Genomic DNA, 20,208 nt, shown 5'->3' on the forward strand with positions numbered 1-20,208 from the left:
AGAATCTGAATGCTTTCTAAATCATCGTTTCCATTACTGTTATTAAATATGTTTCTTGCAATGCTTAGCACAGGTCTTGTTATTCCCATCTTACCGGAGCTGCTACGGGAATTTGGAGCAGGGGGACAAGCAGCCGGATATTTGGTATCCTGCTTTGGACTGACACAGTTCATCTTTTCACCGATTGCGGGTAATTTATCTGATAAATATGGTCGTAAACCAATGATAATCGTCGGGCTTTTCTTATTTGCTTTATCCAATCTTATCGCAGCCGTTGCCAGCGACCTATCTTTACTCTTCGTATCTCGTTTGATTGGTGGAATAGGCTCAGCCGCCTTGGTTCCGTCTATTATGGCTTATGTAGCGGATATAACGACGAATGAACAGCGAGGTAAAGCGATGTCCCTACTTGGCACTTCGATGACTTCTGGCTTTATTATCGGACCAGGTGCAGGTGGCTTGCTTGCAGAATTCGGTCTAAGAACACCTTTTTATGCATCCGTTGGCATCGGACTTTTGGCGATGCTGTGCAGCTTGAAGTTTTTGCCGGAATCTCTAACAGTCGAGCAGCAGATGAAACAAAGAGAATCCAAAGTGAAAAAGGAGAATGTGCTCCGTCAGCTTGCACTATCGATTAAATCTCCTTACTTTGTCCTGCTTCTTATGGTATTCGCCCTTACTTTTGGACTTATGCAATTTGAAGCGATCTTCCCACTGTTTGTAGTGCAGAGCTATGGATTCACAACTCGTGATATTGCTATACTGCTCACCGTGTGTTCTTTAATTGCAACATTTAACCAGCTCGTATTGACTGGTAAGCTGACACGATGGTTAGGGGAGAAGAAGGTCATCAGCTTGATGATGCTCCTATGCGCTGTATCGTTAGTTTGCTTGTTATTATCCGGTAATTTCATTTATGTTATGATCTTGACGATGCTTTTCTTTACTTTCAATAATATTTTACGTCCTACGATTAATACGCTGCTGTCCAAAGAAGCGGGAGATGAGCAGGGGTTTGTAGCTGGTTTGAATAATGCTTATATGAGCCTTGGCAATATATTCGGCCCGGGACTTGCGGGGATATTATTTGATTTCCATATGAACTTGCCGTATTTGTTCGGAGCGTTAGTGCTGATATTGAGCAGTATTGTAGCAGCGAAACGGATAGGGAAAAAGAGTGCGTATTATAAGAAACAAAGCGCGAGCGTATCGAGTTGAGATCGTGCGAAACTCATAGCTGAAAGGGAGTTGTCGATCTGACAGCCCCCTTTTTTGCTTTTGCTAATGGTGTTTGTTTCTCAATTACATTTGAGACATGCAAACTTCAGGATAGGGAAAATATCAATATTGTTATATTATTATCAATATTATTTGATTGAAGAAGCGGGTTTTTGATAATAAGATGAACTTGAGGCAGGGGGGCTGGTAACGTTATTGTTCTTTTCTTGCTTGGAGCTCTGATTTCAGGCAAGCGTCTCCAAGTATTTAATCAACGTCCTGCTGCAGCGAAGAAAGCATTTCTTTTAGGAATTGGCTTCGTTATTGCATCCTTCGGAATACTTCCAGCCCCTCCAATTCATGCGGCAGGGCCAATGGTTATAGATAGCTTTGACGGTCCAATCACACAGAATGAAATTAATTCCTTCAAAACGTACATTCAAACGCTTCAGCCTGTTGTGTGGCCTAATACTGGTTCAATGCAGAGCGAATATGCTCAAGGAAAAAGCGGCGAAGCCATTAAGGCTATGGGGCTCATGTATGAGCTCACACAGGATACGGCAATCCTCGACCGAATGATCTATTTCTGCGACGTTCTCCTATCCCAACGTAATGATATCCTTGCAGCCCCTAACGGCCAGCGTACTGCCTGGACCAATACGATAGCTCCTGTATGGCCAGGTAACACGACAGATCCAGCGTCCGCAGATTCGGCGAATGGCGATTCCGTAGGCCATCTTGCATACTGCGCCAAGCTGATTCTCCAAACCCCGTCGATCTGGAATACAACAGTACCTAACGGAGAGCTTATTCCCATGGGGCAACGTATAAACAGCGCGCTCAAACCTTCGTAACTGAGGCGGAATATGTAACGAATCAATTCCTGTTCCCGTCATTACTCGATTTATCCAAAGGAATTAAGCTCTACTTCTCTACGCAATCCCCCTATTTGAGCGGCGGCGTATTTCCATGGAACCAACAGATGATGATTACTTACGGATTCCAAAATCTTGCGGCTGCACATGAGATATTGGGCGATAATCCTACACTTGTAGCCATGTACGACAATATCGTTCAAACGAGCCTGAACTGGTTCTTTAATGATGATTCCGCCAAGCAAACCTACGTGGATTCAGCCGGTAATACGGCATATAACTGGGGATATAACCCGACTCTGCTTGGTGGAGAAGACTCCAATCATGCGAGTCTGGACGTAGCTGGATTTTATCGAGCTTATTTGAGTGGGCGCTATGGAATCACTGCCGCGATGATGAAGCCTTTTGCCAATATGTACGCTGATGTTATGATGAAGGGTCCTAATTCCTTCTCGGGTCGTGTAGACGGCACCGATGGAACAGGACACGGTGCTCCAACGACGTACGCACGGAGTGGAAACTTATTCTTGACAGCTCTCCGTCCGGATATGTATTATGCACTGGCCAATGCGGATCTGCCCAATAAAACGACGACGAGTATGGATACGTTCTCCAGATTTATGTGGGCGAAGAACTATCGTTATAACCATAGTGATACGCAAGCTCCAACGGCACCGACGAACTTGACCGCAGCAGCAGCATCAAGCAGTCAAATTAATCTAAACTGGTCAGCAGCTACGGATAACGTAAGCGTAACGGAGTATGAAATTTATCGTGGAACTAGTAAAGTAGGCTCCTCTGTAACGACTTCTTACATGGATAAGGGACTTAGTCCTTCTACCGCTTACAGCTACACCGTAAAAGCGAAGGATTCGGCTGGAAACGTATCGGGAGCAAGCAATTCAGCAAGTGCAACGACTCAGGCAGCGAGTCCTACAACCAATCTTGCTTCAGGTAAAACCTATTCTGCATCGACTACCTGGAGCTCATCATACAGTGCCGATAAAGCGTTTGACGGAAATACGGGAACCCGCTGGTCCGCATCAAGCGGTTCATTGAATGATCAATGGATTACCGTTGATTTTGGCTCATCTACAACTTACAATCAGGCGGTGGTTAAAGAAATTTCGTTCCAAAGAGTGACTTCCTATAAGCTGCAATCTTCGGACGATGGGACTAACTTTACGGATATTGCTGGCACAACGGGGACGACAATAGGAGCTAATAAAACCATCGATTTCTCTAGTGTAAACAGCAGATATTTGCGGCTGTATGTCAGTACGGCCAGTGCCGTACCGACGGTTGATGAGATTGAAGTTTATAATACGGGGGCTGCGACGAATCTTGTCATTGGCAAGACATTTAACGCCTCCACGACATGGAGCGCATCTTATGCGGCAGCATTAGCGTTTGACGTGAATGATGCAACAAGATGGTCTGCCTCCAGAGATAGTCTGAATAATCAATGGATAAGTGTAGATTTCGGTACACCTACGACTTTCAATCAAGCACTGATTAAAGAAACCACTTATCAGAGAGTTACATCTTACAAGCTACAGTCTTCCAGTGATGGTACCAACTATACTGATATCACCGGAACTGTCGGAACTTCAATAGGTGCCAGCAAAACTATAAATTTCACTCCCATTACATCCAGGTATTTACGTATATATATCTCATCGGCAAGCAGTGAACCTACGATCAACGAGATGGAAGTTTATAACAAATAAACGTACATGAAGAGGTCGGGGGCAATTGATGCCTCCGACCTCTTTTTTATACCTAAGACAAACCTTGCGGTACAGTACAATCCCTGCAGCATCACTTTAACTGATGAAGCCTCCTGAAATCCCTAGGCGTAAGCCCCTCATTCTTTTTAAAAGTATTAATAAAATAACTCGGGTTGCCGAATCCGACCTTCTCAGAAATAGTCTTCACCTCTAAAAATTCCTCCTGCAGCAAAAGTTCTTTCGCCTTCCTGATTCGATAGCGATTTATATATTCAACGGGTCTCGTACCTAAGGTTTGTTGAAACAATACACAGGTATAATGCGTTGTCACCGATAATTGATCTGCAAGATCCTGTAAAGAAATCGGGTTCGTAAAGTGCTGCTCGATATACTGGAGTGCAGGTTTCAGCTGTTCAAATTGCTCATGATTGGAACGATTCTCAGAGCTGGAAGTGTATTGAAACAAATCTAAGAAGAGGCCATAGAGATGATGTGAACTGTCGAAGCTCGCCTTGTTTTTTTTCATGCTCACAATGGTGTTCATTTCATTAAATCGGGCTAGAAAGGGTTCAAGATGCAGCATGTATAGCACAGTGGACTCATAAAAGTTAAAGGATCGCAATATTTCGTTGACCCATTTTCCATCAAAATCAACCCATTGTAATGTCCATGGTTCAATTACCGGCCAATATGCATGGGGAACCTCTGGAAATAGCAGCATACCTTGTCCTTTTGACACGGTTATCGTTTTACCACAAATCTCCAAAACCCCTTGTCCATGAATACACTGCAACCACTGGAATCTTTTGTAGCCATCCTTGCGAATAAGTTCTGGTTGGCTTACCCATTGACCGGTCGACGCAACATAAAGGGGCAGATTTAAATCGATTTCGGTCAGCATATTCCAATAGACGTTTCTCATATAAAAACCCCCTTTTCATGTTGATATCAATATTGTTATATTATCATCAAAATTTTTAGATTAATAGAGGGTTTATGTCATCATATTATATAAATATAGTTCAATTTATAGAATTTGGGACAACGGAGGTGGTCGTACACGGTTTAACGAATGCCATTGCTCCAGTGCCAGCGAACACTGACCCTTCAGATTGGGTATTTGCTACAGTTAATCGAGTCCAGTTAAACCGAGGAGATGCTAAGTATATTTATGTGCCTGCCAAAGCCCCGTGTTTATCCGGATTCTAGTAAGTAATAGTGGTAAGATATAGAAAGAAGGAAGAACGGTTGGTTACGGTTTTCCCGAAGCCAACTGTTTTTGTTTTTTGGGATATTTTATAAACCAAAGGAGAAGAAGGATGCATTTATTTCAAAAAGATATTTATGATTGGAAATCCTGGGGTACCGTATATCAGTCCTTAGAGGATTTTCAACCGCTAATCGAAGCCATATTCAAGAAGGAGAAGCTTACTGGATATGAAGATACTTCCCGCTTAACGCCTGGAACCAATGCAGTCTTCAAAGCGGGGAATTATGTTATTAAAATTTTTGCGCCTAAAGAGTCAGGTGCCAATCCAGATGATGATTATAACGCTGAGCTCCGTTCGATGCAAAGGGCGATCCAATCAGGAATTCGTGCCCCTCAGCTCATTGCCTCATCAAGGATACAAGACAAGTATGAATTCAAATATTTAATCATGGAGCACATTGAAGGTCAGGCTGCTGGAGCTGTGCTTAAAGAAGCCACTTGGGAGCAAAAACAGAAGTTCATTCGTAAGCTTAAACGCCATTTACAGAAGATGAATCTTAAGCCAGTCGAAAAAGCAGATGAAGCTCTCATTAAAGAAAGAGCTATTCAGAATCCTAGATGGAATCGGTTTCCAGATAAAGTCAGGCTGCAAGTCGCAGAATTAATCAATCAGTATGAGTGGGCAGATTACGTTTATGTTCATGGCGATCTTACAGCCGATAATATTATCATAGATAGTCACGGTGAGATGTATATCATCGACTTCGCCGATAGCACTATCGCACCTGCTGAGTATGAATATCCGCCGATATTATTTGATTTGTTCAATTATGATAAGGAACTTATTCATGAGTTTATCCAAGGTATGGATTATACGGACTTTATTGATAAAGCTTTTATGGTCATGTTAATCCATGATTTTGGTGGGGATTTCGTAAAGACAACGTATGAAAAGCTATCTGGCTTACCGATTGTCCAATTGACTGATATTTTTGAAGTAAAAGAATTAATGTATCGCCAATTGAAAATATAACGATAATCTGGGACACCCTCAAAGGTGTCCTTTAATTATTTTCATTCCAATTATGCATAAATATGGATTTAAGAAAGAAACTACCTATAAGAATATTCGATTTTTATTGCAGGAGGGCATCATGGCAGAGAAGGAGGAGATAACGGGGGAGATCAGCCCATGGCTGGAGGACAACTTAAGGCAGCTAAAGCAGGAGCTTGGGAATAGTGACGATGTGGCTGTTCGAGACATGAAGATTAGTCTTAACTCGAATCGAACCATTCATGGGGCTGTCGTATACGTGGAAGGGCTGTCCAATCTGAATTCCATGATGGAATCTCTACTTGCAAGCTGCGATAACAATGTACCCACAGCGTATGATTCACAAACGTTATTGGAGTATTTCAAAAAAACAGTTATTACGGCTGGTACAGTTAAGGATATTGTGCAATGGAACGAGCTCTATGAGGCACTGCTCTCTGGGCATAGCATTTTGATGCTTGAGGGATGTAATAGGGGGTTGGCCATTGGTACTAAGGAACTTACGGCACGTTCTGTCGAAGAACCTAACGTTCAGTCTGTCGTACGTGGACCGCGGGAAGGCTTTACCGAAGTATTACGCTGGAACACCGCTATGCTGCGCCGTAAAATCAAAGACCGTAATCTGTGGATGGAAACAACGAGCGTAGGAACGGTAACGAAAACGGACGTCACCGTAGTTTATATTAAAAATATTGTTAATGAGACGGTGCTGAAGGAAGTACGTAACCGTCTGTCGGCTATTGATATTGATGCCATACTGGAAAGCAATTACATAGAAGAGCAAATTAAAGATAAACGCTATACTCCTTTTCCGACACTTTTTAATTCGGAGAGGCCCGATGTCATAGCGGCGGGTATTCTTGAGGGAAGGGTAGCGATTTTAGTGGACGGAACGCCGTTCGCCTTGTTGGTTCCTGCATTATTTACCCAGTTTTTTCAGTCCAGCGAGGATTATTACCAGCCAGCAGATTTCTCCTCATTTATCCGTCTCTTGAGATTCTTATCGTTTGGATTGGCGCTCTTAACGCCATCGTTCTATATTGCAATTACGACATTTCACCAGGAGATGCTTCCAACAACACTCCTTTATAATTTGGCGAGTCAGAGGGAAGGCGTGCCATTTCCCGCGTTTATCGAAGCAATAATGATGGAAGTAACATTCGAAATCTTGCGCGAAGCGAGTGTCCGCATGCCAAGAACGGTAGGGCAATCCATTTCTATTGTAGGGACTCTTGTCATTGGACAAGCAGCCGTAGAAGCAGGGTTGGTAAGTGCAGCCATGGTTATTGTCGTGTCTATTACAGCTATCTCTAATTTTGTTTTGCCTGCATTTAATTTAGGAATTACGATTCGCATTATTCGCTTTATGCTGATGATGCTTGCCGCATCGTTTGGACTGTATGGAATCTTCCTTGGGATTATAGCTATCGTTCTTCATATGTGTGGTGTTACGTCTTTCGGTGTGCCTTACATGTCACCGCTTGCTCCGTTCCATCTCACGGATCAAAAAGACACGTTATTCCGATTTTCGTTTCCGAACTTTATTACAAGACCAAAGATGCTGCGGCCTAAAGATCTCGTTCGGCAAAAGCGTAAGTGAGGAGGGAGCAGACGTGGGACATGTTATTGTGAAAAGTCTGTGCCTGTGTCTAGTCACTTTGATGTTAAGCGGCTGCTGGAGTCGTCATGAGCTTAACGATATGAGCATTGCTGTGGGGATGGGTATCGATAGAATAGGTGACAAATACAATGTTACTGTTCAAACGGTGAACCCAGGGCAGGTCGCAGTAAAAAAGGGTCCAGCGACAAACGCAAGTCCAGTAATTACCTACGAAGAAGTTGGAGCTACTATCCCCGAAGCGTTGACTCGGATAAGTGTTAAAGTTCCTCGTCATTTATACTTTGCGCATTTGCGTATGGTCGTGATAGGTGAAGAGGTGGCTAAAGCAGGGATTAGTAAACCGCTCGATTATTTATCCCGAAATATGGAAATGCGAACCGATTTTTATTTTGTCATTGCAAGAGAAGCCAAAGCAGCAGACATATTACAGGTACTTACTGTGATGGATCCGATACCATCTAACAATATGTACACGAAGCTTGAGACTTCGGATAATTACTGGGCGTCAACAGGTAGCATGAATCTTAATAATTTACTTCAGGATTTGGGAGCAAACGGCAAATCTCCGACTATGACTGGGATTGAAATTAGCGGTAGTCTTAAGCCTGGTGACAAAACATCCGTTGGGCAATATGTTAATCCTCCTGCACTATTAAAATATGCCGGTATGGCTGCATTTAATGAAGACCGGTTTGTCGGATGGTTGGATGAAAATGACACGAAGGCGCTAAATTACGTACTCGATTCTGTCCATCAATCGGCAGGCCATATTGCATGCCCAGGAGGGGAAGGCTTATTGACGATGCAGGTTATCCGTTCTAAAGCGGTCATCAAATCAAGCATTAATAACGGAAAGCCCGAGTTCGATGTGAATATTAGACTTGAACAAGATATAGCCGATGCCGAATGTAAGATAGATCTCTCAAATGCATCTATAGTCAATGAATTGAAAAGAAAATCCGACAGCCAAATGGAAGCATTAATCTCCACGTCCATCAAAAAAATCCAAAAAAAATACGGTACGGATATATACGGATTTGGCGAAACGCTTCATCAAAAGCATCCTAAGGTTTGGCATGAAATCAAGGATTGGAAGCAAGTATTCAAAACGGTCAAAATACGAGTCCATGTGAACACTATCCTTCGTCGGATGGGAACCATTTTGCAACCAATAGACATGATTACCAAAGAATAAGGAGCAGCTCATGTGGCTTTTAATAGGGATTGTCTTGACTTTAGTATGGACTTGTCTTAAGGAATACCCTAGATTGTGGAAGGAACGAAGGAAGAAGGAACTTGTCCTGCTGACTCTGGTTACTATCGTAGTTAGCGCGCTAAGTTTAGCAGAAAGTATCGGAGCTCACCTACCGAACCCGCTCGATTGGATTGCCATGGCATTAGGTCCGTATCCAAAGGCGGTTTATTCCCTATTTCGATGAAAGGAGACTTGACGATGCTGAACCAAGGGAGTATAACCAATCGTTCGTTTGCGATACTAGTTACTTTTTTTATGATTGGTACATCCATTCTTATTACTCCCTCAGCTCTTGCCCATGAAGCGAAACAAGATGCCTGGATCGCTTGTTTCACAGGTATCGGTATTAATTTATTACTCTGTCTGTTATATATCGCGCTAGGTAAACGTCAGGAAAATCAGACATTAGTCCAATTTTGTGAAACCGTGCTTGGGAAGTGGATAGGTAAGATCATAGCTATGGCCTTCGTGTTGTTTTTTTATTTACTGGCCTCGTTAATGATCGGGGATTTAGGCTATTTCCTAACATCGCAGATTATGCAGGAAACACCCTTAGAGGTTGTACAAATGCTGTTTACATTGGTTGTTGTCATGGCAGTTTGGTCCGGCTTTGTAGTGTATACGCGTGCAGCCGAGTTTTTTTTCCCCTGGATGATTCTTTTGTTCATGCTTCTTGTGTTTCCATTGATACCCAAATTTAACGTTAGGCATTTCTTTCCTATGATGGAATTCGGTATGAAGCCAATTCTACAAGGTGCATTTACGTTCTCTGGCTTACAGGAGCTGGTTGTCATGTTAATGTTTTATCCGTTTGTTAACATTATGAAAGGTCGTTTGAATGGATTTATTACGGGTATTATGATTGGCGGAGCTATTCTTCTTGTTACAACGCTTGGAAGCATTGCGGTACTTGGAGTGACACTGACAACGAATCAACTATTTCCTGCTTATACGCTTGCTAAAAATATTAGCATTGGCCATTTTCTTGAAAGGGTAGAAGGGATTTTGATCTCCATTTGGGTTTTATCGATTTTTGTTAAAATCGTGTTAACGTTTCACGCTTCACTGATAGGATTAGTTCAAATATTGAATATTAAAGATGAAAAGCCTCTCATTGCTCCATTAGCCTTGGGCATGATCGTCCTGTCCATTATGTGTTATCCGAATACCATCTTTATAAATGATTATTTATCGAAAAATTGGGGGCCATTTGCCCTTATTTTTACATTGTTCCTTCCCGTAATGCTGCTAATTGTGTCGTCGGTTACTCGAAAACGCATTAAGATGAATAGACCTTAAACTAGGCTTTACATCAAAGGCTGCACCTCCGACCAGGAGGGGAATAAGGCCGATGTATGCAGTAACGAATCAAGAGATGCGGACAGGATGTGCAGCGTGATCGTATTGAATTAGCGAGAGACTTTGCGATGCGACATGGCGTCATTCTTGTAATGAAAGGCGCTCGAACCGTGACCGTTGAGCCAGACGGAGCTGTCGATCATCGCTGGCGATATTATCGATGAGCTTTAAAAAAGCGTCCTTCAGGGGACGCTTTTTTTCACTTTGGATCCCTATACTGCGATGGACTCATACCCTCGAGCTTTTTGAAAACACGTGTAAAGTAGCCTGAATCCTCGTATCCGACATACCCCGAAATCCAACCGATGGAAGCTCGTTCGGATTTTAATAGAATTTTGGCTTCCTCCATCCTTTGTTTTTGTTGAAATTCTGTAAGAGTCATACCCGTTTCTTTTTTGAACCGTCTTGAAAGATGTGCCGGGTGAAGCCCGCATAAATCGGCAATATGGTTCACATCTAACGATTGATTAAAGTGGCTTACAATATGTTCAACCGCTTTTTGTATGGATGGGGAATAGCCGGAAATAGCCCGGTTTCGTACCAAATCACAATATTCCTCATGCATGACGCCCATCAGCTTAATAAGTGAGTCAATAGTGTCCGAGCGCTCGATTTGTTTGGAGAATTTCTCTGAAATACGGTGCAAGAAAAGCGGCTGTACTTTTCCACGTTCTGCGGCGCCCCTCAGCAGCGTATTTAATACGATGAGCACATTCTTTAAGGCCCGGACCGGTTGATTAGGGAACCTTTCGGAGAAATCGAACAAATTCTTAACCTGCTTGAGGATGCGCTGCAGATTTGCTTTATCGCCTTTCTCAACTGCTCGCGTCATTTCCTTTTCGATCTTATAACGCAGCTCGATTAACTCAATATAGGAATCATCCGGTTGTTGAAGCATAAGCTCAATATCCGCTTGGTGTGCTTTGACGGTTGCATTGTACTCCGAGTTTAAAACGCGAAGAGAGGTTTGGCGTATGGTGCTTACTTGATCCAAAAGATTCGCCATACTTTGAATTCTGGATGAGCTTAGCAATTTTAAAGTACGGTAAAAGGTCTCTAATTCGATTTGCTTCTGTGTATCGATCTTGAATTTATGGTCAACGCGGCTCATGTCTGGAACTTGGTTCAAGAATGGCCCAACGATGATGATTTTCGTGTCCTGTTCTTCGAAAAGCAGGATTTTGCCTAAATAAGATAGGCCTAATTCATCGGTGAACATGCAGCATTCCTCCGGGGAGTGCTTTGTTTCTGCCATCAAGTATTGAAAATGTCTTTGTTGAAGTTCAAGCATATATTCTGGAAACGGATCTCGTTCATGAACAAGAAAAGGAGAGCCATTGCCATTCAATATAATTGTGTTGATGTCAGTTAATTGATAAAGGGTCAGGCTGGCAACGGTTAATTGAAGTTGGAAAGTCATCTTGATCACCTTTTTAAATGTTAATTAAGTCCCTATAATGCAATTATAATCCTAACTTCACCTATTTGTAATAAGTATAATATGTCTTACAGCGACAAAAAAATGAATAAAAGGAGACCATCATATGTTATATCCGATTATTACTGAGTCACGCAGCATGATAGATTTGAACGGTATTTGGGGATTTAAACTGGATTCTGGAAAGGGCTTTCAAGACAAATGGTATGAATCTCCTCTAATAGCCACCATGAATATGGCGGTGCCTTCATCCTATAACGATCTTGGAGTGACGGCGGACATTCGCAGTCATGTAGGTTGGGTGTGGTATGAAAGAGAGTTCACAATACCAAGCTTGCTTTTAGCTGAGCGTATCGTATTGAGGTTCGGATCTGCTACCCATAAGGCAAAAGTGTATGTTAACGGGGAGTTAGTGGCTGAACATCAAGGAGGCTTTACACCTTTTGAAAGCGTGATCAATTCGCACTTGAACCAAGGAAAAAACCGAATTACAGTTGCCGTGAACAATATCGTGGATGAATCGACACTGCCTGTAGGAAATTATAGCGAGAATGAAGTGCCGGGGATAGGCAAGGTTGTAAGTAATCAACCCAATTTCGATTTTTTCAATTATGCAGGAATTCATCGGCCGGTCAAAATCTATACAACACCTCATACTTATGTCAAGGATGTAACGATTGTTTCGGAAGTGAACGGAACCTCCGGATCGGTTCATTATAAGGTAGAGGTAAATGGAGCTGCGAAGACGAAAGTGACCATCCTTGATGAACAGGATACAATTGTGGCTGAGAGTAGTGCCGCACAAGGTGTTATAACCATTAGCGGAGTGAACCTGTGGGAGCCTCTAAGTCCGTACTTATACAAAATGAGAATCGAAGTAAGTGAAAATGAACAAACCATGGACGAATATGAACAGCCTTTCGGTGTTAGGACTGTGGAAGTGAAAGACGGACAGTTTCTTATTAATCACAAGCCGTTTTATTTTAAAGGCTTCGGGAAGCACGAGGATACTGCGATTCATGGCAGAGGGTTTGACGAAGCGGCTAATGTTATGGATTTTCGGTTGATGAAATGGATTGGAGCCAATTCGTTCCGAACCGCACACTATCCGTACTCGGAAGAAATCATGAGACTTGCTGATAAAGAAGGAATCGTTGTTATAGACGAAACGCCTGCAGTCGGACTTCACTTGAACTTTATGGCAATTTTCGGAGGCGGACCGAAGAGAAAAACATGGGAGGAGCTACAAACTGCGGAGCATCATAAACAGGTTATAGAAGAATTGATTGCTCGTGACAAAAATCATCCATGCGTCGTTATGTGGTCCATTGCCAATGAACCGGCATCAGAGGAGGAAGGAGCTTATGAATATTTTAAACCGCTGGTAGAGCTTGCCAAACAACTGGATCCGCAGAAAAGACCAGTTACGATTGTAACTCATCTGATGTCAACGCCGGAAACCTGCAAGGTAGCAGAGCTTGTCGATGTGCTTGCTCTAAACCGTTACTATGGCTGGTACGTTCAGAGCGGTGATTGGGAGATGGCTAAGCTTAAGCTCCGTGAAGAGTTTAATGGCTGGAGTCAGCGCTGCCCGGGCAAACCGATTATTATGACGGAATATGGAGCAGATACCGTAGCAGGCTTGCACGATGTGGATCCGGTCATGTTTACCGAAGAGTTCCAGGTTGAATACTTACGTGCTAACCATGAGGTTTTTGATGAATTCAAGACTTTCGTAGGTGAACAAGTATGGAACTTTGCTGATTTTAATACGAGCCAAGGCATCATTCGTGTCCAAGGGAATAAAAAAGGCATTTTTACTAGGGACCGAAAGCCGAAGTACGCCGCGCACGAGCTGCGTAAACGCTGGCATTCGATTCCCCAATTCGGATATAAGTAATAGCCTTACCGAGAAACGGCAGCAGGCTAGTGAGCAACCACTCACTAGCCACTCTTCCGAACGATCATGATAGAGGTTACTAGCATGAATACAAATATGGAATACTCGACCGCAGTTGACACAAGACCTACAAATCAAGTTCGTAAAATTGGGATTAAAGATAAAACTGGTTATATGTTTGGTGACATAGGTACTGATTTATTCTTCGGTTTAATAAGCGGTTACCTGATGTTATTTTATACGGATGTCTACGGTATATCAGCTGCAGCTGCGGGCATGATTTTATTGGTCGCTCGAGTGCTTGATGCACTTTTTGACGTTGCGTGGGGGCTTATGTTGACTCGAAGCCTGCCGGCACGAAAGGGAAGTTTCGTCCGTATTTATTGTATTGTGCACTACCAGTAACTTTATTGGGAGTGATGACGTTTACGCATATTCCGGATAAAAGATATTATCACACTCATACCTGCAATAGGAGCATTAATATCTCTGGGCGCGATGCTATCGATTTATAACTTGAACAAGAGCAAATTAGTTAACTTGAATGAAGATATGATTCAATTAAGAATCGAAGATTGATCTTTAATCTAAAATGTAAGCGTGTACTTACCCCGAATGCTGATAATTCAGCCCACTCCCAATTTGAGTTGAAACGAAACGGATCAAGTTTTTGTCCTATAGAGGGCAAGTACTTGATCCTATTTTTGTGGGAATAGGTTATCACCGTTCCATCATTAATTGAAGCTGACGTATATAGGGACTTAGCTCCGAGTTGTTTTCTAGATAGGAGGCATAAACACGAAGAAGTGTATGATTAGGGACCTCTTGCTCAAATTCTTTTTGCAGCAGTCCGATAACTTCAAGCAGTTCCTTGTGTACTGGAGCGGCAACCGCGAGTACATTAATTTTAGTCTCAATAGAGCCTAGCACTTCGCTAATCATTTGCTTTAGTGTAGCGGGATCAATGGGGTTCAGTTGATTGAAATATACGTTGCACTCTTTCAACACGGCTGTTGGCTTTTGCGTAATTAATCCGTTAACAACCGTATCCATTCGTTCCACCAAGAAGAGAGCTAGCTCGGACATAGAAAGAGCTATCGCTTTTTGAATCGTAAAGGATAAATATTCTTTCAATAACCCCCGATAAATAACGACAATGTCCCAAATATAATCATTGATTGTATCACCATAAGCTTCATGGAAGCAATCCCGTAACATCTTGAGAAGAGCCACTCTTTTCTTCTTCCAGGCAATAATAAATTGCTCGTTATCTTTAACGGGGAGTTCTTTGAATTCACTCGTGAAATAGTAGTTCTCCATCATGAATTGAAGCTGGAATTCGATCTTGCGCTGCAACTTATCTTTGGGGGAAGATAGACCTCCTTGCTGGTCCAGCTTCTTTGCTTGATCGAACATTGTTTGATGACACGCTACAAATACTGCTGTGAATAAATCCTCCTTGGAAGGGAATATTTTATAAATGCTTCCTTTGGCCATGCCGCAGGCTTCCGCAATATCTTTCATTGAAGCGGCAAAATAACCTTTTTCCTTAAAAACACCCATTGCTGTATGAATGATTTGCTGTTTTTTTAGTTCTTCCAATCCTTGCACCCCCTCCGTATTTTGACATGATACCATAAGAATGGTCAATAATAGAATTGACAGATGAAACTCGCGAGTCATATAATGAACTCGTTGGTTTTTGCTGAGTATAGATTAGGAGGCTTTGGAAACTATGAAAATTGCTGAAGGAATTGAAATGCTTGAACTAGCTATACCAGGTACTCCGATGGTTATTCACCCGACTGTGTTTTATGATTCGGAATCGTATGTACTTGTAGATACAGGTATGCCAGGCTGCCGCAATATTATATTAGATCTTGTTCGTAATTCAGGAATTCAAGTCGATGAGCCCAGCAAGATTATTTTAACCCATCAGGATATCGATCATGTAGGAGGGCTTCCGCAATTTCTCGCAGAGAGTAAGGCTCCAATAGAAGTCCTCGCTCATCCGGATGACCAGCCTTATATTGATGGAAAAATTCCGTTTATTAAAGTGAGCCCTGAAAGAAAGCAGACGCTGCTTCAATCATTGCCTGAAAACCTGCGAGAACAATTCGAAGCAGCATTCTCGAACACGACTCCTGGGATTGTTACTCATACCGTGAATGATGGTGAAAAGCTTGCGTTAGCCGGCGGGGTGGTCGTTATTCACACACCGGGACATACTCCAGGACATATCAGCCTTTACCACGAGCCAAGCAAAACTTTGATTGCAGGAGATGCTATGGTTGTAATAGGAGGAGAGCTGCAAGGGCCTAATCCGAATGTTACACCGAATATGGAGCAGGCTATCGAATCCCTTAATAAATATAAACAATATGACATTCAAGCGGTCATCTGCTACCATGGCGGGCTATACAAAGGGAATATTCGTCAACGACTGGATGAATTGACAGCAGCCGAGAATTAATTGGTTGTATGTTTGTATTAGGAAAAGAAGTGGTGAATTTGAAATATCAACAGCTAGCAGGACAAAAGTGGGGGAGATTCCTTTACACGTTAATCGTCGGTGTGTTAGGGGCGCTTCTTTTTCAACTGATTCATATGCCGATTCCATGGTTGCTTGGGCCGATGTTTCTTGTCCTTGTTGGGTCCAAATCCATCAGGTCCATTCAGCCTTATTGGCCTTCTGCGATACGTAGCTCAGGAATGATCATCATTGGTTATACGATTGGGCTATCCTTTACGTTGGAGACTTTGCACGAAATTGGTCGGCAGCTGCCAACAATGATTTTATTAACGGTACTTCTTTTATGCTGCAGCTTCATTATTGCACTCATCGTATCCTTGGTGTCGGGTATTCCTTTTCCAACTGTGTTAATGGGAAGTATTCCTGGTGGTCTGACACAGATGATACCGTTAGCCGAAGAGATTAAGGGCGTCGATCTGACGGTGGTTACTTTCTTGCAAGTATCCCGGCTGATGATGATTATTTTCTTCGTTCCTGTGCTTGTGTTCAGTCCACTATTTGGCGTTCAGCATCATCAGCAGCTTGCGAGCACCATACCAGGTGTTTCAAGCGGATGGCAAGATTTGTTCCCATCTATTCTGGTATTTGCCGTGGTTTGTACTTTGTTCGCGATAATAGGGAATAAGGTCAAACTTCCAACGGCATACTTGCTCGGACCGATGATAGCAACCATTTTGTTGAATTTGTCAGGCTATCACGGACATGCGCTTCCGACCTTAATCATTAACTTTTCACAGATGTTTGTTGGGATATATGTAGGAATGCTGCTGAAGCCAGAGCAATTAAACAAGAAGCTCAAAATCATTGTTCTCGCCATCCTAAGCGGAATCATCTTAATCTCATGCTCTATTGGCTTGAGCCTATTGCTGACCAAACTTCATGATGTAACTCTAGTCACGGCCTTTTTAAGTCTATCTCCCGGAGGGATGGACCAGATGGGGATTATCGCCAAAGAAGCGGGGGCTGAATTGTCCGTGGTGATTTGCTACCAGCTGTTCCGCACCTTGTTCATCTTCATTGCCGTGCCTCCGCTCTTGAAGGCTGTGTTCAAAAGGGTGCTTCGCAAAACGGCTGTTCGACACTAAAGGCTTCCATTACAAAAAAAGCTCTGCGACCTTATCGAAAGGAAGCGGAGCTTCTTCGCTGTGGTGTAGAGACAAAGTAACACATCAGAACCTATCATCATGGTTTATCCGAGTAAAATACCTTGGTGCTGAGCACATCCAAAGCATATTCAATCTCTTCTAGGTCTTCTTTGGAAGCATCACGCAGCCGCTGTAGAAAACGAGCCTCGATCAGCTTGAATGCCTCACTCATCATATGTTCTCCTTCTGGATTAAGACGATAATATTGTTTACGGCGATCGTCTGGCGCGTCGAACTTCTCACATAAGTTTTTCTCACATAATTTTTTTAATTCACGGCTCGTATTTGGCATGGACATATGCTGGCAATCGCTTACTTGGCTGGGTGTAACCGGCTGACTAATCGCAATATATTCAAGAATGTTGTACTGAACGGGGGTGATATCATCGGCTTTAACGTCTTTGGTCATTTCGTGTGTTGTTTGATGAACAGCGGCAGAAAATGCTACGAATTTTTGGAAGAAAGCATGCTTATCCATTTATTCACCTCTTCTTTATACGATATCAAAATAATGTTCAAATAACAATTATCAATTGACAACAAAAATGGAAAGTGTTACGATTTGGTTATCAAATGATAACAAAAGAGGTGGATCTATGAACGTGCTTGTCATTTACACTCATCCCAATCACCAAAGCTTAAGCTATTCTTTTTTGCAAAAAGTGGTCCAGGGAAGCAGTGAAAATCCCCATATTACTGAGGTTAAAATTTTGGATTTATATGAAGAGGAGTTTGATCCTGTTCTGGTGTTCAATAAGAATAAACGCAGAAGGGATATGCATTCTGATCCTGCACTTGAAAAGTACCGGGAGCAGATCCTATGGGCTGAAAAAATCGTATTCGTATACCCTATCTGGTGGGGAAGGCCTCCGGCTATGCTAATGGGTTACATTGATAAGATGTTTGCCGCTAATTTTGCCTACAGAGACAAGAAAGGCTTACTGCCCGAAGGACTTCTGAAAGGAAAGTCGGTCGTATGTATTTCAACCATGAAAGGTCCGGCGCATTACCCATTGCTTTGGCTGAACAATGCACATCAAATTTTAATGAGGAAAGCATTATTTCAATTTGTAGGAATCAAGAAGGTCAAGTTTTTTGAATTCGGGTCCATGGAAAGCCCCAAAGGCAGACATGAAGAAAAGCTAAACAAAGTATTCCGCTATTTTAGAACGGTTAGCAGGTAGCAAAAATAAAGCATAAGCAGATATGGGCATTTATAAATACGCATTTACAAATCTATAAAAATAGATATAATAACCGTTATGGACCCTTCATTAATCTATAAAGCATTGTCGAACGAGACGCGGCGTCAAATTATGTATTGGTTAAAGCATCCCGAGGATTTTTTTGATAAAAGTCCTTACATTCAGCATGGGATCAACTTCAAGGTTGGCGTATGCGTGGCGGATATTCAGTCAAAGGCAGAGCTTGCTCAGTCAGTTATCTCCAGCTATTTGCTAACCATGCTAAAAGCCGGATTGCTGGAATCCGAACGGATCGGAAAGTGGACGTTTTATCGAAGAAATGAAAAGACGATTCAGGAATTTGCCGAATATGTTCAAAAGGAACTTTAAGGGGAGAGGAGGCACCTCTTTTTTTTGTCTCAACATATCTATATATTTAGATATATGATTATATAGATAATGAATCATTAAAGGTCCGCATGAATAGTACATGGAAATGGAGACTTAATAAAAGATGAACAAGATAAACCCGATGTTAATTATGATTCTAGCTTTAGGCGTGTTTGGCATTATTACAACGGAAATGGGGATCGTCGGTATTTTGCCGCAGGTCACTGAAAAATATCATATTACGGCATCGCAGGCAGGGTGGCTTGTCAGTATTTTTGCCCTTGTTGTTGCGCTATCAGGCCCATTCGTGACATTACTTGCTTCTGGTATTAATCGTAAAACCATATTACTAACTGCAGTATTGATGTTTGCTGTATCCAATGTTGTGTATGCCTTCACGTCCAAGTTCGATATTATGCTTTTATTTCGCATTATCCCAGCTATATTTCACCCTATCTTTTTCTCGGTAGCTCTGGTTACGGCAGCACAATTAGTCTCGCCTGAAAAAAGCGGCAAAGCGGTCACACAAGTTTTTGCAGGAATCACGGTTGGATTTGCCTTTGGCGTCCCTTTAACTTCATACCTTGCGGAACGACTTTCGCTGGAGGCCGCATTTCTGTTTGGAGCTGCAGTCAGTGGTATTGCCTTTGCGGGAATTGCTGCCTGGCTTCCGTCTATGCCTATAAAAGAGAAAATGTCTTACGGCAAGCAGCTGAGCATATTAAGAAAACCGCAGCTATGGTTACATATCGCAACCATCACTTTAATCTTTGCGGCTATGTTCTCGGTCTACAGTTACTTTGCTGAGTATCTGGCTGAAGTGACTCATATGAGCGGTTCCTGGATTAGTCTTATGTTAATGATTTTTGGTATTATTATGATTTGGGGCAATTTTGTGTTTGGGGGATTTCTCAACAAAAGCCTAAGGAAGACTGTCATTATATTTCCCTTATTGTATATAGGGGTCTATACTGCTGTTTATTTTTTGGGAGAATATTTCAATCCGATGGTAGTAATTATCATCATTTGGGGAATCGTGCACTCCGGCGGGCTTATTGTGAGTCAAGCATGGTTAACTACAGAAGCGAAGGAAGCTCCCGAATTCGGTAACAGCTTATTTGTATCATTTACGAATTTGGGTATTACGGTAGGGACTGCGACGGGCGGATGGTTCATCGCTCATTTGGGAATCCATCAATTAATATGGAGTGGTGCTTTATTTGCCATACTTGCTCTCGTGACAGTTATTGTTAAAGTTAACTGGAAAGCAGCAATCGCGAAATCTCTCTAAAAGGA

General features: G+C 42.4%; 20 protein-coding genes. 16 read left to right on the top strand and 4 right to left on the bottom strand.

Going from position 1 to position 20,208, the window contains the following annotated elements:
• Positions 1–9 precede the first annotated feature (9 nt).
• From BP97_RS0124805 to BP97_RS39085, 3 genes are all read left to right on the top strand, one after another.
• Positions 10–1,218 (top strand): MFS transporter, encoded by a 1,209-nt coding sequence (locus tag BP97_RS0124805; RefSeq protein ID WP_028551543.1) that lies wholly within the window; start codon positions 10–12, stop codon positions 1,216–1,218.
• A 227-nt stretch (positions 1,219–1,445) separates the two neighbouring features.
• Complete coding sequence (locus BP97_RS0124810; protein ID WP_028551544.1) at positions 1,446–2,072, top strand: hypothetical protein; 627 nt, start codon at positions 1,446–1,448, stop codon at positions 2,070–2,072.
• Between the two features lie 128 nt (positions 2,073–2,200).
• Positions 2,201–3,823 carry a discoidin domain-containing protein gene (locus BP97_RS39085; protein ID WP_081824345.1) on the top strand — a complete coding sequence of 541 codons (1,623 nt, stop codon included), beginning with the start codon at positions 2,201–2,203 and terminating at the stop codon, positions 3,821–3,823.
• A 91-nt stretch (positions 3,824–3,914) separates the two neighbouring features.
• On the opposite strand, the gene BP97_RS0124825 is transcribed toward BP97_RS39085, so the two are convergent.
• The gene (locus tag BP97_RS0124825) at positions 3,915–4,745 is read right to left on the bottom strand and encodes an AraC family transcriptional regulator (protein WP_028551546.1); all 831 of its coding nucleotides are present in this window, start codon (positions 4,743–4,745) and stop codon (positions 3,915–3,917) included.
• Between the two features lie 397 nt (positions 4,746–5,142).
• Here BP97_RS0124825 and BP97_RS0124830 point away from each other — a divergent pair, with 397 nt between their 5' ends.
• The 6 genes from BP97_RS0124830 (at position 5,143) to BP97_RS41465 (ending at position 10,486) form a co-directional block, all read left to right on the top strand.
• The gene (locus BP97_RS0124830) at positions 5,143–6,066 is read left to right on the top strand and encodes a phosphotransferase family protein (protein WP_028551547.1); all 924 of its coding nucleotides are present in this window, start codon (positions 5,143–5,145) and stop codon (positions 6,064–6,066) included.
• 121 nt (positions 6,067–6,187) lie between these two features.
• The gene (locus BP97_RS0124835; RefSeq protein ID WP_051620947.1) at positions 6,188–7,687 is read left to right on the top strand and encodes a spore germination protein; all 1,500 of its coding nucleotides are present in this window, start codon (positions 6,188–6,190) and stop codon (positions 7,685–7,687) included.
• 13 nt (positions 7,688–7,700) lie between these two features.
• A complete protein-coding gene (locus BP97_RS0124840; protein ID WP_051620948.1) occupies positions 7,701–8,903 on the top strand; it encodes a Ger(x)C family spore germination protein in 1,203 nt (400 codons plus the stop codon).
• 10 nt (positions 8,904–8,913) lie between these two features.
• On the top strand, positions 8,914–9,147 hold the full coding sequence (locus tag BP97_RS37335; protein WP_051620949.1) for a hypothetical protein: 234 nt from the start codon (positions 8,914–8,916) through the stop codon (positions 9,145–9,147).
• A 14-nt stretch (positions 9,148–9,161) separates the two neighbouring features.
• Positions 9,162–10,262: a GerAB/ArcD/ProY family transporter gene (locus BP97_RS0124850; protein ID WP_028551550.1), complete on the top strand. Its 1,101-nt coding sequence runs from the start codon at positions 9,162–9,164 to the stop codon at positions 10,260–10,262.
• 89 nt (positions 10,263–10,351) lie between these two features.
• The gene (locus tag BP97_RS41465; protein WP_269321926.1) at positions 10,352–10,486 is read left to right on the top strand and encodes a hypothetical protein; all 135 of its coding nucleotides are present in this window, start codon (positions 10,352–10,354) and stop codon (positions 10,484–10,486) included.
• A 35-nt stretch (positions 10,487–10,521) separates the two neighbouring features.
• Here BP97_RS41465 and BP97_RS0124855 read toward each other — a convergent pair whose 3' ends face one another.
• Positions 10,522–11,742 (bottom strand): AraC family transcriptional regulator, encoded by a 1,221-nt coding sequence (locus BP97_RS0124855; protein ID WP_036746489.1) that lies wholly within the window; start codon positions 11,740–11,742, stop codon positions 10,522–10,524.
• Positions 11,743–11,866: 124 nt separating this feature from the next.
• Between BP97_RS0124855 and uidA the strand changes: the two genes are divergently transcribed.
• Both uidA and BP97_RS0124865 read left to right on the top strand, forming a co-directional pair.
• Positions 11,867–13,660, top strand: coding sequence for a beta-glucuronidase (gene uidA / locus BP97_RS0124860; protein ID WP_028551552.1), 1,794 nt, complete (start codon positions 11,867–11,869; stop codon positions 13,658–13,660).
• Positions 13,661–13,744: 84 nt separating this feature from the next.
• On the top strand, positions 13,745–14,065 hold the full coding sequence (locus BP97_RS0124865; protein ID WP_028551553.1) for an MFS transporter: 321 nt from the start codon (positions 13,745–13,747) through the stop codon (positions 14,063–14,065).
• A 315-nt stretch (positions 14,066–14,380) separates the two neighbouring features.
• Here BP97_RS0124865 and BP97_RS0124870 read toward each other — a convergent pair whose 3' ends face one another.
• A complete protein-coding gene (locus BP97_RS0124870; RefSeq protein ID WP_028551554.1) occupies positions 14,381–15,262 on the bottom strand; it encodes a TetR/AcrR family transcriptional regulator in 882 nt (293 codons plus the stop codon).
• Between the two features lie 133 nt (positions 15,263–15,395).
• Between BP97_RS0124870 and BP97_RS0124875 the strand changes: the two genes are divergently transcribed.
• Positions 15,396–16,133, top strand: a complete 738-nt coding sequence (locus BP97_RS0124875) for an MBL fold metallo-hydrolase (protein WP_028551555.1) — start codon at positions 15,396–15,398, stop codon at positions 16,131–16,133.
• Positions 16,134–16,165: 32 nt separating this feature from the next.
• Positions 16,166–17,278 (top strand): AbrB family transcriptional regulator, encoded by a 1,113-nt coding sequence (locus BP97_RS0124880; RefSeq protein WP_231506395.1) that lies wholly within the window; start codon positions 16,166–16,168, stop codon positions 17,276–17,278.
• Positions 17,279–17,375: 97 nt separating this feature from the next.
• Here the strand turns inward: BP97_RS0124880 and BP97_RS0124885 are convergent, their stop codons facing one another.
• Positions 17,376–17,816 (bottom strand): MarR family winged helix-turn-helix transcriptional regulator, encoded by a 441-nt coding sequence (locus BP97_RS0124885; RefSeq protein ID WP_028551557.1) that lies wholly within the window; start codon positions 17,814–17,816, stop codon positions 17,376–17,378.
• Between the two features lie 118 nt (positions 17,817–17,934).
• Between BP97_RS0124885 and BP97_RS0124890 the strand changes: the two genes are divergently transcribed.
• The 3 genes from BP97_RS0124890 to BP97_RS0124900 all read left to right on the top strand — a co-directional run bounded on the left by BP97_RS0124890 (position 17,935) and on the right by BP97_RS0124900 (position 20,203).
• Entirely contained in the window at positions 17,935–18,522 is a 588-nt protein-coding gene (locus tag BP97_RS0124890) for an NAD(P)H-dependent oxidoreductase (RefSeq protein WP_028551558.1), read from the top strand.
• Positions 18,523–18,600: 78 nt separating this feature from the next.
• Positions 18,601–18,912, top strand: coding sequence for an ArsR/SmtB family transcription factor (locus tag BP97_RS0124895; RefSeq protein ID WP_028551559.1), 312 nt, complete (start codon positions 18,601–18,603; stop codon positions 18,910–18,912).
• Positions 18,913–19,036: 124 nt separating this feature from the next.
• On the top strand, positions 19,037–20,203 hold the full coding sequence (locus BP97_RS0124900; RefSeq protein WP_028551560.1) for an MFS transporter: 1,167 nt from the start codon (positions 19,037–19,039) through the stop codon (positions 20,201–20,203).
• Positions 20,204–20,208 lie beyond the last annotated feature (5 nt).

It is taken from the genome of Paenibacillus sp. UNC451MF, assembly GCF_000686845.1.
Classification (GTDB): domain Bacteria; phylum Bacillota; class Bacilli; order Paenibacillales; family NBRC-103111; genus Paenibacillus_S.